Source organism: Pseudomonas sp. 32_A (assembly GCF_017490905.1).
Lineage (GTDB): Bacteria > Pseudomonadota > Gammaproteobacteria > Pseudomonadales > Pseudomonadaceae > Aquipseudomonas > Aquipseudomonas inefficax.
In genome coordinates, this window is the sequence record NZ_JAFGYI010000224.1 from 1 (window position 1) to 496 (window position 496).

Genomic DNA, 496 nt, shown 5'->3' on the forward strand with positions numbered 1-496 from the left:
TTGCTGGTCGGTCCTCCCGGTACCGGCAAGACCTTGGTCGCCAAGGCCATTGCTGGCGAAGCGGCGGTCCCGTTCTTTTCCATTTCCGGGTCGGAGTTCGTCGAGATGTTCGTGGGCGTGGGCGCTGCGCGGGTTCGCGATCTTTTCGACCAGGCACGCCAGGCGGCGCCTTGCATCATCTTCATCGATGAGCTGGACGCCTTGGGCAAGATGCGTGGGCTTGGCAGCCTTGGCGGCAATGATGAGAAGGAGCAAACGCTCAATCAACTGCTGGCCGAACTGGATGGCTTTGACGCGCGCGAAGGCGTCGTGCTGCTGGCGGCAACCAACCGCCCCGAAGTGTTGGACCCGGCGCTGCTGCGCGCAGGACGGTTCGATCGGCAGATTCTCATCGACAGGCCCGACCGCAAAGGTCGCCTGGCGATTCTCAAGGTGCACTTGCACAAGATCGTCTACAAGAACGACCTGGACTGCGAGCGCATTGCCGAAATCACGC

General features: G+C 62.1%; 1 protein-coding gene. It reads left to right on the top strand.

Annotation, left to right across the window (positions count from 1 at the left end):
• Positions 1–496 (top strand): AAA family ATPase (locus tag J5M58_RS26405; RefSeq protein WP_207880301.1); only part of this gene is annotated, 496 nt, incomplete at both ends.